Consider the following 14,716-nt stretch of genomic DNA (forward strand, 5'->3'; position numbering starts at 1 on the left):
ACCGCCCATCCCGCCACTCGCACTGGTTGTGGCGCTGGCCGGCATGACCTGATGGCTGGCAGGCGGGGCGATGAATACCGCCTATACTTGGTTGACGGTGCTGGTGGTGGTGACAGGTATCGGTTGCTGCGTGGCGGGTGTTGTGTCGTTTCGACTGGCCAAGACGACGGTTGACCCTGTCCATCCGGATCGGGCATCCACACTGGTCGTGGTGGGCATCTACCACCTGACCCGAAACCCGATGTACTTGGGATTTGTGCTGATTCAGGCTGCCTGGGCGGTGTATTTTCCCTCGCTTGGCGCTTGTGGCGCGGTATGGGTGCTGGCCATGTATCTGAATCGTGTGCAGATCCCGCTGGAAGAAGCAGCGCTGCAAACCAGATTTGGTGAATCGTACCAACGATACATGCAGTCCGTGCCGCGCTGGTTGTAGGCTGACAACCAATACTTCAGCCACACGCGGCAGCCCCCATGAATCAGGGGCCAGAGCATAGATGATGTGGCCACTCATCGATCCATTGTGTTTGTTGTTCAAGTAGTAGTTAATAGCCCCGGTTAACCGATGTTGACTTATCGATACCATATCGTAAACGTATTTGCTGAAGCGCCTCTGACGGGAAATGCACTGGCTGTATTCGAGTACGCTTACGAAATGAGCGATGAGCTGATGCTGGCCCTGGCGCAGCAGATGAATCTCTCCGAAACGACCTTTATCCAACACAGTGATAAAGCCCATGCCAAGGTGCGCATCTTTACCCCGGGGGGTGAAATGCCCTTTGCCGGGCACCCGGTGCTGGGGTCAGCAGAGGTGATCAGCCGCTTGAAGGGCGGGCAGGATCTGATGACATTGGAAACCAAAGCAGCAATCGTGCCGCTGTGGTTCCGTGATTCACGCTGGACACTCCAGGTGCGGGCCGCAACCCTGCGGCGGCCTGCTGCATCGAATAGTCAGCTGGCCAGCATGCTGTCGTTGCCCGTGGCCGATCTCAAGGCCAATTCCTTTTTTGTGGACTCCGGCAATGAACAATTGCTGATCCGGGTGGGTAGCCGCGAATCCGTGACACGCTGCCAACCACGCCCAGAGGAAATGCTACAGCACGCGGCCAATCGTTTCGGGCTGGCTAAAGTCTATGTGTGGCATCGTGATCGGGAGCAAATCACCGCCCGTTATTTTGCCATCGTCAACGGCATGTTGATCGAAGACCCCGGCACCGGCTCAGCCGCCGCCAATCTAGGCGGGTGGCTGTATGCCCACAAGCAGGTTCCAACCCGCACAGTCATTGCGCAAGGGGATCAGATTGGCCGGCCTTGCCGCATCTATCTGGAAGTCGATGAAAATGGTCGGGTCTTCGTAGGTGGCCGGGTCATGCCCCAGGGCATGGGTGAAATCCGGATATAGGCCACATCATGACCATTCATCGCTTCCACCTTGTCAACGTCTTTGCCGAGACACCGCTGTCCGGCAACCCCCTCGCGGTGTTCGAAGACGGCAGCGGATTGGACGACGCCACCATGCTGGCCATGGCCCGGCAGCTCAACCTGCCAGAGATCGCGTTCTTCCTTCCCCCGACCCAGGCCGCCGACACACGCATCCGTATTTTCAACACAGCAGCCGAATCAACGTTTGTCGGCCATCCAACCCTGGGCAGCGCCCATGTCTGGAACATCATCCGCAACCAAGCCAACCAGCGGATTGCACTGGAAACCCACATCGGCATCGTCCCAGTCTGGCACGAGAACGACATCTGGACATTCCAAGCCAAAACACCCACCTACCGTGCCTGTAACCTCTCCAGCCAACAACTGGCCGCGATCTTGGGCCTGCAGGTCAAAGACATCACAGGCACCGCCTTATTTGTCAGCACCGGGGCCGAGCAATTGGTCGTCCCCCTGGCCAGTCGTGACGCCATCATGCGCTGCGCACCTAAAGCCTACGTACTGGAGCAATTTGCCGCCAACCGGAACGGCCAAGCGGCAGTGTATGTCTGGCACCGGGACGAAGCCCTGGTCAGCGTCCGCTTCTTCCACACGGATCGTGGCAGCCTGATCGAAGACCATGGCACCGGGTCTGCATGTGCCAACCTGGGCGGGTGGCTGCTGGCAAACGGCGTACCAAGGCCGATCCGGCTAGATATCCGCCAAGGCCACACCATCAACCGGCTGAGTACAATCCGGCTGGAAGTCGATCAAGCCCGCCACATCTACGTCGGCGGACGCGTTGCCTATCTGGGTGCCGGCGAGCTGATGTTGTGATGAATGTGGCCACGGTCACGTATATAACATCCAGTATTTGCGCTGTTGAAAACAGAAATGCCTTCATATCCAAACAAAGTTGGGGGCTGTTTATATAGAGCACTGCGCCTGGTATGGCTCTGTTGCACAAATCCCAGGCAGGACGAGTTTCCCCTTACCCCAAGCAGATTTACGCCATCGTGCACGGACGGCCCAGCATTTTTGCGCATCGGCATGCATCTGCTTGCGCCTTGTGCGGCAATCGCCTCATGGCACGTCTTGGTTATGTCTGCGTCCGTCCGCGCTTGTGCCGAGGCGGGTCTGCAAATTCGCCGGCGTAAGCGCAAGAAGGTGCCGGCGGCAGACCGTCACCCACTGGCCCGCCCCTTGGCCGCCAACCAGGTCTGGTCGATGGACTTGGTGTTCGACCGGACGGCAGAGGGGCGTGCCATCAAGAGCCTGACCGTTGTTGATGCCACGCACGAGGCCGTCGCCATAGTGCCGGAGCGTGCGATGAGCGGTGTGCATCTGACGCGCGTCCTCGGCCAGTTGGCGCAGACACGCGGCTTGCCCAAGGCAGGATCGACAACGGCCAGGAGTCCTGCAGTCGCGCCATGCTCGCCTAGGCACATGCTCGTGGTGTTCAGCTCTTCCTCATCGAGCCGGGTAAGCCCAATCAGAACGCCTACATCGAATCGTTCAACGGGCGTTTCCGGGATGAGTGCCTGAACGAGTACTGGTCCACCAGCCTGCGGCATGCGCAGGTCGTTATCGAGGCCTGGAGAAGGGAATACCACACCGAAAAACCCAAGAAAGCGCTGGGCGGTTTGATACCAGCGGCCTACGCCAAATCACTCGCGGAGAAATCAGGTAAATTAGCCTTGGACTCTAAAGTGTGGTGCTACTCAAATTTGGGGAGACGTCGGTGAAGCAGGTGCGGCTTCACTTGTATCTAAGCCTTGCTGAACAGACTTAGAATTGATAACGTCATGCCAATCAATTAATTTACCTTGCGTAACTGTCGCCAGTTTCACCTCCCGGCGGTCAGTTTCTTCCGACTACCTTGATGAAGGGGCTCCAGTGGAAATTTCTGCAATTCTTAAAGATGACCTTCAAGCACTTTTGGCACTGAATGAAGATCACTTCAATGATGTGAAAAGCAAACGAATTGCCCCCGCGAAACTTCAAGAGACATTTGTCGCATTCGCCAATTCAGATGGTGGAGACGTGTATGTTGGGATTGAGGACAAGTCATGTGCTGGAGAGCGTGTTGACGGATTCTCAGAGCCCGAAGAGGCAAATGACATCATCTCTACGCTACTTGAAGAGACGCAACCAGCAGTCGAAAACGTTTCGGTCGAATTTCTCAACACTGCTGGCAAAGGATTAATCCTTCATCTCTCTATCCCCAAAAGCCCAAAAGTCCATTACACCGCCTCTGGCGATTGCTACATTCGCGTCAACGCTGGGAAAAAGAAAATTAAAGGCGAGCGAATCACGCAGCTTGGTTATTCAAAAGGCGCAGAATTGTATGAAAAGAAGCCCGTTATAAATTCTGAAATAGATGAGATTGTTGATAGCGAAGCACTTTCCGAATATATGAAACGAGTCGGCACTAACTTACAACCAGCTGATTTTTTGAGAAAGCAAAGATTGCTGACCTCGCAAGGTCATAAGCGACTTCCAAATGTCGGATGCGTGCTCCTCTTTGATGAAGAACCCCAGGCCACCATGGATACTCGATGCGCTGTTAAGGTGTATCGTCTTCGCACCACCGATAAGGAGTACAAGAGAGAGCAGCTCCAAGAGATGCCCAGAACAATAAATGGCGGAATCGAAGAGGTAATTCGCAAAACCATTGAACAGGTGGCTGATTACATTGATGGTGCTGCGTTTCAGGACGGAGCGCGCTTGGTTAAGCTGCAATACCCATCTGAGGCTCTAAGAGAGATTTTGGTTAATGCTGTAATTCACCGCGATTACAGCTTGAACGATGATATTCATGTTCGGGTATTCGACAATCGGATCGAGGTTCAGAGTCCGGGCAAGCTTCCCGGCTACATGAGCATTGACAACCTCTATCAGGAGCGGTTTTCAAGAAACCCCAATATTGTACGTATGCTACACAACTTGCCAAACCCGGTGAATCATGACATCGGCGAAGGGCTCGATACCGCCAAGAATGAACTTCGAAAGGCAGGGCTGGTTGAACCTTTCTTTGAAGAGAAAGAGAACGCGTTTGTTGTAACGATAAAACACCAAAGAATCGCCTCCGTTGAAGAGGTTATTCTGGGTTACCTTGGCGAACACCCTGCCGCAGAGATAACCAATAAGCTTGTTCGTCAATTGACAGGCGAGGACGACATGCAGAAGGTAAAGTCGGCACTTCAAAAATTGCGCTCTGCCGGACATATAAAACCAGTAGATGAGAATGCCCGGGCGTTCAATTTTCGCTACATCAAATCTTAAGGTCTACGGGCCTTTGGTAGAAGATAGAATGTCCATTGGTATCACCCAAGAATACTCACCTCTTTACGCCTCCAAGCGGCAGCCATGACATAGGGCATGGGGTTAAACTTGGCGCAGTTGATGGTCGTGTAGAAGGACACGGCCATTGAGACAGGCGACGTGACTTTCACTGAGGCGCCACTGGGTGACAGTGACCAAGGCCACCAACTATCTTGCTCGATGTCGTTCAGGGATGCGGTGATGGGGGGTAAGGGGGTAATCTGTGGATAGAGTCCCTGAGGTAGCAGTTCTGCGAAAGCCCTAAGTCAGACTTAACTCAAGAAAGTAAAGAAGCCCAAGGCTATCCCTCGAAAGGTGGTCTTGGGTTTTTTCGCAAAGCTGGCACGATTTTTGTCAGGGCGTGTGTCTATCTGTCCTTTTTTGTCACCCTCAGGCTGACACTTCGGCCTCTTCACGCCGACACTGCAGACACAGAGACACGCGCAAAGATGAAGCCCCAACTTGATCTGAAACTCCAATACAAATTACCATACAAGCCAAGGACCAATCGCGCTGAAAACCGCGTGGTTGCGTGGGTTTTGGCAGTAATTGGAGTCCCTGCCCGTCAAACCCTGTTCGACGGGCAGCGTGAGTCAGCGTAGTTTGCTGATGTCTTTGGCTTCCCAACTCGGGAAATACTTGCGGACCAGGGCGTTCAGTTCAACTTCAAACGCACGGAGGCGGCTGAGTTCGTCCAGGTCAGCGCTGGCGGCTTGGGCAGTGGCTGCAGCGGTGATCATGCCTGCGCCGGCGGTGGCGTTGCTCAAGCGGTCGATGACGATCAGGCTGCCGGTGCTGCGGCTTTCGCGGTAAGGGTCGAAGACAACAGGAGCGTTGGCAGTGATGCGGCAGAGACCGATTTCGTTCAAGGCCAGTTGCTCGGTGTCGGATTCGGCCAAGGTGTTGACATCGATGCGGTGCAGAATGCGCTCGACCCGGCCAAAGACCTGTTTACCAGCCAACTTGAAGGCGTACTCTTTGCCGACTTGTAGCGGGGTTTCGTTCATCCATACGATATGGGCATCGAATGCGTTGGAGACATTCGGTTGAGTTTCGTTGGCTTTGACGATCAGATCGCCGCGTGAGATGTCGATTTCATCTTCCAACGTCAGAGTGACGGCCTGGCCGACAAAGGCGTGGGGCAGGTTGCCATCTGCGGTGACAATAGCCTTGACCTTGCTGGACTTGCCGGAGGGCAGCGCCACGACTGTTTCCCCCGGGCGGATTTCACCCGCTGCCACGGTACCACAGAAGCCACGGAAATCGAGGTTGGGTCGGTTGACGTACTGTACGGGCAAGCGGAAGGAGTTCAGGTGCACGTCGTGGTTGACGGTGATGGTTTCCAGCAGGGTCATCAGGGTCGGGCCTTGATACCAAGGCGCGCGGCTGGAGCGGCTGACGACGTTGTCGCCTTTCAACGCGGACAGGGGCACGAAGTGGATGTCAGGGATGGCCAGCTGTTCGGCAAAGGCAAGATATTCATCGCGGATACGGTTGAACACGGCCTCGTCGAAATCGACCAGATCCATCTTGTTGACAGCAACGATGACGTGCTGGATGCCCAGCAGGCTGACAATGAAGCTGTGACGGCGGGTTTGGGTCTGCACGCCGCGCCGCGCATCGATCAGGATGATGGCCAGGTTACTGGTCGAGGCACCGGTTGCCATGTTGCGGGTGTATTGCTCGTGGCCAGGGCAGTCAGCAATGATGAATTTGCGCTTTTCAGTTGAGAAATAGCGGTAGGCCACGTCGATGGTGATGCCTTGCTCGCGCTCGGCCTGCAGGCCATCGACCAGCAGTGCCAGGTCGATGTCGTCATCGGTGGTGTTGTATTTTTGTGAGTCACGCTGGATGGCCGCCAGCTGGTCTTCGAAGATCAGCTTGGAGTCGTGCAGCAGACGGCCTATCAAGGTGGATTTGCCGTCATCGACATTGCCACAGGTGATGAAGCGCAGCAGATCCTTGTTCTCGTGCTGCTTCAGGTAGCCCAGGATGTCGTCGGCGATGAGGTCTGATTGGTGCGACATCAGAAGTATCCTTCCATTTTTTTCTTTTCCATCGAGCCGGCGGAATCGTGGTCGATGACACGGCCCTGGCGTTCTGAGGTTTTGGTCAACAGCATTTCCTGAATGATGTCGGGCAGCGTGGCCGCTGTGGATTCCACCGCACCAGTCAGCGGGTAACAGCCCAGTGTGCGGAAGCGGACGGATCGGGTCTGGATACGTGCTTTTTCCTCGTCACTCAAATACTGCAGAATGCGGTCGTCGTCGATCATGATCAACGTGCCATCACGCTCGATCACCGGGCGCTCGGCAGAGAAGTAGAGCGGGACGATCTCGATGTTTTCCAGAAAGATGTATTGCCAGATGTCGAGTTCGGTCCAGTTCGACAAGGGGAAGACCCGGATGCTTTCCCCTTTGTCGATTTTGGCGTTGTAGATGTTCCAAAGCTCGGGTCGTTGGCTTTTCGGGTCCCAGCGGTGGTTTTTGTCGCGGAAGGAATACACGCGCTCTTTGGCACGGGATTTTTCTTCATCGCGGCGGGCGCCACCAAAGGCGGCATCGAATTTGTATTTGTTCAGGGCCTGCTTGAGCGCCTCGGTCTTCATGACGTCAGTGTGTTTGGCGCTGCCAGCGGTGAAAGGGTTGATACCTGCTTTGACGCCCTCTTCGTTGGTATGCACGATCAATTTCCAGTCGTGCTTTTTGGCCATCTGGTCGCGGAACTTGATCATGTCCTGGAATTTCCAGGTGGTATCGACATGCATCAACGGGAAAGGGGGCTTGCCGGGATAAAAGGCCTTCAGGGCCAGATGCAGCATCACGGCGGAATCCTTGCCAATCGAATACAGCATGACCGGGTTCTCGAACTCGGCGGCAACTTCGCGGATGATGTGGATCGACTCGGCTTCCAGTTGTTTGAGGTGAGTCAGCCTCTTTTCATTGAGCGTGAGCATACGTGATCAGAACCGGGCAGATTTGCAATACTGGGCACAACTGGCAGAGGTGTTGGCAGGCTGGGATGCAGCCATGAGTGGTTTCACCGTGCGAGTCTGTGTACCCAGACTATTTTCCAGCCAGCCACTTTAATGGATTGATTTGGCCAAACAAAGACTGCTTTTGCATATGTTTATGCCAAAAAATGGTCAAAGCGGCACTGCTTTATGACGGCTGATCATAGCGGATCGCGTGATGAGTGTCCCGAAAAAACAAAACCCGCCATGTGGATGGCGGGTTTTGCTTGGTCTGACAGGTCATTTACTGATGGTCACAGGCTGCTGGGTTGGGCCAGTATTGGCCGGTGCTTGCGCCAACAACAGCTGGCCGTCCTTGACTGGAATGCGCGGGCCCGGGTCGTAATCCAGACGCAACGAGCCAGTCGCATCACCCAGACGGTATTTCACGTCGTAACCCACCAACTTCTCTTCTGATTTCATGGTGGTTTTGCAACGCTGTTGGGTGGTGGTGTAGGTGTCGCCATCCTGCATGTTCTTCTGGATGCGGTTGCCAGCGTAGCCACCTGCCACGGCACCCGCAACTGTCGCGACTGTGTTGCCGCGACCGTTACCCACCTGGTGACCCAGCACGCCGCCGACCACGCCGCCGATCACGGTGCCCGCGATCTGGTTGTTGTCCTTCACGGCGCGGTGATGGGTGACGGTGACATCACGGCAGTTTTCCACAGGGGTCTTGACGGTTTCCTTGACTGGCAGTGCGCTGAGCACGTCTGCGTATTCGGGGCCCTTCATGTATTGATAGCCTGCCACCGCACCACCGCCGATTACACCAGCAGCCCCAACCAGTATCCCAATCATCATCGATTTGTTCATGATCTATCCCTTCGTCCAGTTGGCACAAGCTGTGTGCCTTTCATGGCTTGCATTATCCGCCATGTCACTGAATGACAAATGAATCAAAAGCCGAGGTCGGCAGGGGTTCGTTTCAGGCAGGTCTGGTACCGCCCATCGACACGCTTGGCAAACCATTCAGTAGTGAGCTTGCGGGTGATCTTGGGGCTGTTCAGGCGGATCTGCGGCATGGCTTCGCGCGGCAGCTTGTGTCCGGCTTTGCGCTCGGCCAGCTCGAATACGGCTCGGTACAACGCAGTCTGCTCGAATTGCAGGGTCTTTTCCTGCATCAAATCGCGCCGTATCTCCTGATCGGACAAGCCCAACTGCTCACCGAGGCTATGCAGCGCCAGCTCGGTTTCACTCAGGCTTGCGGCGGGCTTGCCCTGTTCATACCGTAATAGATCACCATCTTGCGATAACTTGTCACGTTGCAACCTGCCGATAGCTTGCTGGAAAGCCGCGTTGCGGCTGGAGAAGCGCCCTGCATTGTAGTCGGCAAAGCGATAGATCATGGCTGGGTAGTTGTTGCGGTAATGCAGCAAGATGGCAATGCCAAAATAGACACCACCACGCCTGGTAAACACCTCGTGGCGGATGCTGTCTTTGACTGTATAGGGGTAGGGCCATACACGGGCATGGCCCTCTGCGAATTCCACGCTGACCTGCATCGGCCCACCAGTGCGGATCGGGTTCTTCATCGGCATCGGCAACCCCAGCCTGGTGACTTCGCTCGCCATATCCTCGAACAATTGGTTCATCTGGGTTTCGGTTTTGAGGGCATCGATGCGTGCCTTGTAGCTGCGCCCATCCGGTGAGGTCTTCAGCATGGCGGCTTGTATGGCAAAACCCGGGATACCATATTTGGCGGCGCGTTCTTCCATCTGCTGCCAGACCATCTTGTCCAACCCAGGCACCACCGGATCACTCTGCCAAGTGGATTCCTGCTCGATTACGGCCAGGGCAGAGCAAAAATATGTTGGGGTATAGGGGATTTTCAATGCGGTGAAGGCGTTGAAAATATCATCAGCCCAGCCACCACGGTCTTTCATTTTGCTTGGCAGCAAGGCATGCAGCAGTGCTCGCCCTTGCTTTTCTTGCTCAGCGGTAGGTTGCTTGGGCGGAACCGGCGCCACCGGTGGCAGTGTCGCCACGGGTGGCAGCGGTGCTGGGGCCACATATGGGGCACTGCTGGCGGGCTCAGATGCCACCGGCGTCGTTGGTGCGGGAGCGGGTTGGGCCACGGGCGCAGGCATCACTTGCCCATCGACAATCGGCGCCGGTGTGCTGGGCGTGGTCGCGCAACCAGTCAGGATCATGGCGCTGGCGGCCCATGCCAGCAATTTGACGTTGAGTGTATGACGATACGGCATATCCACCAGCCCGATGACAAAGTGATTGCATTCGTGAAATGGTAAGGGCCTGCTACCAGTAGCAGGCCCCGAGTTCGGTTATCGGCTGTAACCGATCACACAGCGGCCAACAGCTCGGCAAAGGCTTGTTCGAACAGCTTCAGCCCTTCGTCTTGCAGCACGCGGCCCACTGCATTCAGGTCGATGCCAATGGCTGCGGCATCCGTGACCCACTGCTGGGCACGGTCTGGGTCGGCATCCAGCGTGCGGGCGGCCTGGCCATGATCTCGGAAGGCTGCCAGTGTCGCACCCGGCACGGTGTTGACTGTATCCGGCCCGATCAAAGTCTCGACATACAGCACATCGCTATAAGCGGGGTTTTTGGTACCGGTGCTGGCCCATAGCAGGGATTGCGGGCGAGCCCCTTGCTCATGCAGGGCTTTGAATGATCCCTGTGGGTCAAAGTGCTGACGCCAGGTCTGGTAAGCGACCTGCGCGGATGCCACGGCCAGCTTGCCTTTCAACTGCGCGGCGCTGTCGGGCAGCTGCGCGTCGATCTTGGTATCGACCCGGCTGATGAACACACTGGCGACCGAACGCAGGTGATCGACCGGCAAGCCAGCCGCCACGCGCGCCTGCAGGCCAGCGACATAGGCGGCGAAAACCTGCTCGACATGCTCGGGGGAGAACATCAGCGTCACATTGACATTGATGCCTGCTGCCAGTGTCTCGGTGATAGCTTGGCAGCCGGCTGCGGTGGCCGGGATCTTGATCATCACATTGGGCCGATCGATGGTCTGCCACAGTCGCTTGGCCGCCACCACCGTGCCCGCAGCATCGTGTGCGAGCGAAGGGGACACCTCAAAGCTGACATAGCCCATATCGCCTTGACTGGCTTGATAGAGTGGCAGAAAAGCATCGCAGGCGGCTTGGATATCAGGCAAGGCCAGGGCTTCAAAACGCGCCTCCGGGTCAGTCAGGCTGGCGGGCAAAGCCGCTTTGGCGTCGATATAGCGCGGGTCTTTCAAAATGGCTTGGCGGAAGATGGCGGGGTTGGAGGTCACTCCGGCCAGCCCATCTTCTCCGATCAACCTGTTCAGCTCGCCGGATTCAATCAAGCCACGAGACAGATCATCCAGCCAGATCTGTTGACCCAGTTCGCGAATAGCACGCACGCGGTTCATTGCTATGGTTCCTTCATACTAGATTGGGTAGATCGGGCGACAGTGGCAAGCGCAGCGCAGTGAGATGTACAGATTGGTATGCTGGCTTGAAGGCATGTGCACCCATTGCTTTCATGACACACTATCATAATCTGTTGCATTGCCGCATCTGGCTTGCCAGTGAAAACAACCGGGCCGCCAGCCTATGGGCTATGAAACCATCTCAACACAACCTAAACTGACACGAATCCGCTTGTTGCCTGACGGTAAAACACACTATGCGCCTTTTTCTAGCAGAAGATGATGAAATCCTGGCCGATGCCTTGAAGGCTGGCCTATCCCGTAAAGGCTTTGAGGTTGAGCACTGTGCAGACGGCGCAGAGGCTGAGCGCCTGCTGATCAACCGAGAATACGCTGCCGCCATACTGGATATCGGCCTGCCATCAGTGGATGGTTTGACCGTACTGCGGCGTGTGCGCATGTTGAAACCCACCGTACCGATTCTGTTGCTGACCGCGTTGGATGGCCTGGACAACCGCGTGGCCGGGCTGGACGCCGGGGCCGATGACTATTTGACCAAACCCTTTGAATTCATCGAGCTGGAAGCCAGACTCAGAGCCATTCTGCGGCGCAGCCACCTGTTGCCGCCTTCGGCCCAACAGCTGGGGCCATTGAAACTGGATCGCGCTGCACAACGCGCCTGGTGTGACAATGTGCCGCTGGACCTATCCGCCCGTGAGCTGGCCGTGCTGGATGTGTTGATCTCACAACGTGACCGAGTGGTGACCAAAGAGCAGATCGCGACCGAATTCGGCTCGGGCGCCAGCGAGGTGGGTGCCAATGCAGTCGAAGTGTATGTGCATCGCCTGCGCAAAAAACTGGAGCCCTACCAGGTCGGCATCCGAACTGTACGGGGGCTGGGTTACCTGCTGGAAGTCGAGCATGGGGAAGACTGAAGGCAGTCGATCTGCACCAGGCTTGTCACTACGCCGGCAGCTCTTGCTGTGGCTATTGGTGCCGCAGATCGTGCTGTGGTCAGCGGCCATTTATGTCGCGTACACCGTAGCCTTGCGGTACGCCAATATCGCCATCGACCAGGGCCTGTTCCAATCCACCCGCGCCCTGGCGAGGCAGGTCAAACCACTGGGCGATGGCCTGTTCATCGATTTCCCGCGTGCAGCGCAGCAAATCCTGGAGGAAGAGCCGGAAGATCGTGTGTTCTATATGGTGAGCACCCCGCCTGGCAGATTCATTCTGGGCAACGACAAGCTCCCTCAGCCCACGCACCTGCAAAACCCACAATACAACCATCCTTATTTCTATGATGGGATGTTGAATGGTCAAAAGATCAGGCTGGCGGCCCTGTTCATGTCAGTTGGCACCGCTGAGGCGCCCCAGACCTTGCTGGTGCAGGTCGCAAAAGGCATCACCCTGCGTAAACGCATGGCGCACGACATCCTGGTGGACACGGTACTGCCCCTATCGATCCTGATGCTGATGACCAGCCTATTGGTATGGGGCGGGGTCAGCCACGGCCTGTCGCCCTTGCGCCGCCTGCGCCGCTTGGTGGAGAACCGGACAGTGCTCGATCTGGCACCGATCGAGATCACCAGCGCACCTGCAGAGGTCCGATCGCTGGCCCGCGCACTGAATACCCTGATGGCCGCTGTCGCCCATAACATCAGCTATCAACGTCGATTCATCGCTGATGCCGCCCACCAGCTACGCACGCCATTGGCCGGGCTGAAATCGCAGACTGAGCTGGCGCTGAACGAAACCGACCCACACGCACTGAAGCAGCGCCTTCAGCACGTCCATACCAGCGCCTCACGCACTGTGCATATGGTCAACCAACTGCTGACATTGGCCCGCGCCGAGCCCGATCAACAAAACGCCATGCCCCGAGAGCCCCTGGATCTGACACGACTGGTGCGCGACCTGGCAGCAGAGCTGGCACCAAGAGTATTGAATCGCGGCCTGGAGCTGGAATGCTACGCCGATGTGCCGCCACAGATCATTTCCGGCAACTCGACCTTACTACGCGAAATGCTGACCAATCTGGTGGACAACGCCATCCGCTATGCGGGCAAAGGTTGTACCCTTACCCTGCGAGTGCTGGCCGGCTCAGATAGCACCACACTGGAGGTGGAAGACGACGGCCCCGGCATAGCCGACAGCGATAAAGAGAAGGTATTCGACCGCTTTTACCGGGTCAGCCAACAGATCGAAGGCTGCGGCTTGGGCTTGGCGATCGTCCGCGAAATTGCCAACCGCCACGCCGCCGACGTAGTGCTACGCGACGCCCAGCCACATGGCTTATTAGTCAGCATCCGCTTCCGGACAGACGCACATTAGATACTGTTGACATACCGCTGCTGGTATACAATGACGACAGTCATGCATCATATTGAATATAGCCGCCGAGACCACCATGAGCCGCTTTGTATACATCATCTATGGATTATTCGTGGTGCTGATCACCACAGTCATCAATGTATCAAATACCAATGACGGACGATCCACCAGGATCTGGGGCTCCGGTGGATCAGGCTGGTCGGGCAGCAGCAGCGGGCACAAATAATGAATGACCACGCCGCGCCCGCACTCGGCCAGCACCTGCTGGCCGATTTTCATGGCGTATCCGCAGCCCTATTGTCAGACCCAGCCGAGATCGAGGTGATGTTGTGTCAGGCCGCAGCTGCGGCAGCGGCCACCCCGATACACGCCCATTTCCATCACTTTGGGCCGGGGCTGGGAGTCACCGGCATGCTATTACTGCAAGAGTCCCATATCAGCATCCACACCTGGCCAGAGTCCGGCTTCGCCGCCATTGATATCTTCATGTGTGGCGACGCCCAGCCAGGACTCGCACTATCACACCTGCACAGTTGCCTTTCCCCACAATCCGTCACCCGCCATCAGCTACCACGTGGCTGAAGACCACGACACCATTGGGAAATCGATGGCAGCCGCCACGCCATTACGACTCCCACTGCCGACGGTGTAATTTTCGGAAGACGGCTGTGCCAATTAGAGCGGTTTGAAACCTGTTGTGCATATGGTTCGGCACTGTTGCACAAATCCGCCAGCGTTGCGACTTGGTAAGATAACACCATGACCAAGCCCGTTCCGAAACACTAGCAAACCACTCGCTGGAAAGCCTACGACCAGACCCTTATTCAGCGCGGCTTACAGCACGTTGTCCAGGTGGCAGCAGGCGCCATAGGGCAAGATTCCCGACCAGAAAAGCTCAGGCGCGCTGCATCTGCCGGTGGATGGCACAGGTATCAAGATGCTGGGCCGTCTGTACACGGTGGCGGTGGCGTGAATCCGTTTAGGAAACGCGAAACTTGCCCTGTCCAGGCTTTATTTAACTGAGCCCTTTAGTACTCAATCACACGCGCGTTGGCGCGTTCCGCCCGGCAGCGGATGACCAACGCGGCGATGGGGTCGTCCAACCGCCAAGTAGGGTATTCATAGGGCCGACCCTCACCCGTGCGGAACTCGCCCGCTGGCAGCAGCTGGATTTTGTTACCGCCAAGGGCAACCTTGGCGGTCAAGATGGCAATGACGGGGGGTGCTGTATTCATGCCGCCTATTGTGCGGGGCGGCTA

The 14,716-nt window shown here is 56.5% G+C and carries 13 protein-coding genes and 1 pseudogene; 8 read left to right on the forward strand and 6 right to left on the reverse strand.

Annotated elements, in window-relative coordinates; genetic code table 11:
* Positions 1-70 precede the first annotated feature (70 nt).
* The 5 genes and pseudogenes from HNQ59_RS02025 to HNQ59_RS02045 all read left to right on the forward strand — a co-directional run bounded on the left by HNQ59_RS02025 (position 71) and on the right by HNQ59_RS02045 (position 4,701).
* On the forward strand, positions 71-433 hold the full coding sequence (locus tag HNQ59_RS02025; RefSeq protein WP_246490810.1) for a methyltransferase family protein: 363 nt from the start codon (positions 71-73) through the stop codon (positions 431-433).
* Between the two features lie 129 nt (positions 434-562).
* Positions 563-1,399 carry a PhzF family phenazine biosynthesis protein gene (locus HNQ59_RS02030; protein WP_184034532.1) on the forward strand — a complete coding sequence of 279 codons (837 nt, stop codon included), beginning with the start codon at positions 563-565 and terminating at the stop codon, positions 1,397-1,399.
* 8 nt (positions 1,400-1,407) lie between these two features.
* On the forward strand, positions 1,408-2,253 hold the full coding sequence (locus HNQ59_RS02035; protein ID WP_184034535.1) for a PhzF family phenazine biosynthesis protein: 846 nt from the start codon (positions 1,408-1,410) through the stop codon (positions 2,251-2,253).
* Positions 2,254-2,544: 291 nt separating this feature from the next.
* Positions 2,545-3,161, forward strand: a pseudogene (locus HNQ59_RS02040) (integrase core domain-containing protein); the annotation flags it as partial.
* 151 nt (positions 3,162-3,312) lie between these two features.
* A complete protein-coding gene (locus HNQ59_RS02045) occupies positions 3,313-4,701 on the forward strand; it encodes an ATP-binding protein (RefSeq protein ID WP_184034538.1) in 1,389 nt (462 codons plus the stop codon).
* Between the two features lie 632 nt (positions 4,702-5,333).
* Here HNQ59_RS02045 and cysN read toward each other — a convergent pair.
* From cysN to tal, 5 genes are all read right to left on the reverse strand, one after another.
* A complete protein-coding gene (gene cysN / locus HNQ59_RS02050; protein ID WP_184034541.1) occupies positions 5,334-6,767 on the reverse strand; it encodes a sulfate adenylyltransferase subunit CysN in 1,434 nt (477 codons plus the stop codon).
* Positions 6,767-7,696, reverse strand: a complete 930-nt coding sequence (cysD, locus tag HNQ59_RS02055) for a sulfate adenylyltransferase subunit CysD (RefSeq protein WP_184034544.1) — start codon at positions 7,694-7,696, stop codon at positions 6,767-6,769. Before cysD ends, cysN begins: the two co-directional genes overlap by 1 nt.
* Positions 7,697-7,993: 297 nt before the next feature.
* Positions 7,994-8,569 carry a glycine zipper 2TM domain-containing protein gene (locus HNQ59_RS02060; RefSeq protein WP_184034547.1) on the reverse strand — a complete coding sequence of 192 codons (576 nt, stop codon included), beginning with the start codon at positions 8,567-8,569 and terminating at the stop codon, positions 7,994-7,996.
* 83 nt (positions 8,570-8,652) lie between these two features.
* The gene (locus HNQ59_RS02065) at positions 8,653-9,960 is read right to left on the reverse strand and encodes a DUF1615 domain-containing protein (protein ID WP_246490811.1); all 1,308 of its coding nucleotides are present in this window, start codon (positions 9,958-9,960) and stop codon (positions 8,653-8,655) included.
* 95 nt (positions 9,961-10,055) lie between these two features.
* Positions 10,056-11,123 (reverse strand): transaldolase, encoded by a 1,068-nt coding sequence (gene tal / locus HNQ59_RS02070; protein ID WP_184034550.1) that lies wholly within the window; start codon positions 11,121-11,123, stop codon positions 10,056-10,058.
* A gap of 257 nt (positions 11,124-11,380) precedes the next feature.
* On the opposite strand from tal, the gene HNQ59_RS02075 reads away from it, so the two are divergent.
* The 3 genes from HNQ59_RS02075 to speD all read left to right on the forward strand — a co-directional run bounded on the left by HNQ59_RS02075 (position 11,381) and on the right by speD (position 14,039).
* On the forward strand, positions 11,381-12,058 hold the full coding sequence (locus HNQ59_RS02075; RefSeq protein WP_184034553.1) for a response regulator transcription factor: 678 nt from the start codon (positions 11,381-11,383) through the stop codon (positions 12,056-12,058).
* Positions 12,045-13,457: a sensor histidine kinase gene (locus HNQ59_RS02080; RefSeq protein WP_184034556.1), complete on the forward strand. Its 1,413-nt coding sequence runs from the start codon at positions 12,045-12,047 to the stop codon at positions 13,455-13,457. The genes HNQ59_RS02075 and HNQ59_RS02080 overlap by 14 nt, the downstream gene beginning before the upstream one ends.
* 225 nt (positions 13,458-13,682) lie before the next feature.
* Entirely contained in the window at positions 13,683-14,039 is a 357-nt protein-coding gene (gene speD / locus HNQ59_RS02085; RefSeq protein ID WP_184034559.1) for an adenosylmethionine decarboxylase, read from the forward strand.
* A gap of 446 nt (positions 14,040-14,485) precedes the next feature.
* On the opposite strand, the gene HNQ59_RS02095 is transcribed toward speD, so the two are convergent.
* Positions 14,486-14,692: a phage protease gene (locus HNQ59_RS02095; RefSeq protein ID WP_184034561.1), complete on the reverse strand. Its 207-nt coding sequence runs from the start codon at positions 14,690-14,692 to the stop codon at positions 14,486-14,488.
* Positions 14,693-14,716 lie beyond the last annotated feature (24 nt).

The organism is Chitinivorax tropicus, assembly GCF_014202905.1.
GTDB classification, from domain to species: domain Bacteria; phylum Pseudomonadota; class Gammaproteobacteria; order Burkholderiales; family SCOH01; genus Chitinivorax; species Chitinivorax tropicus.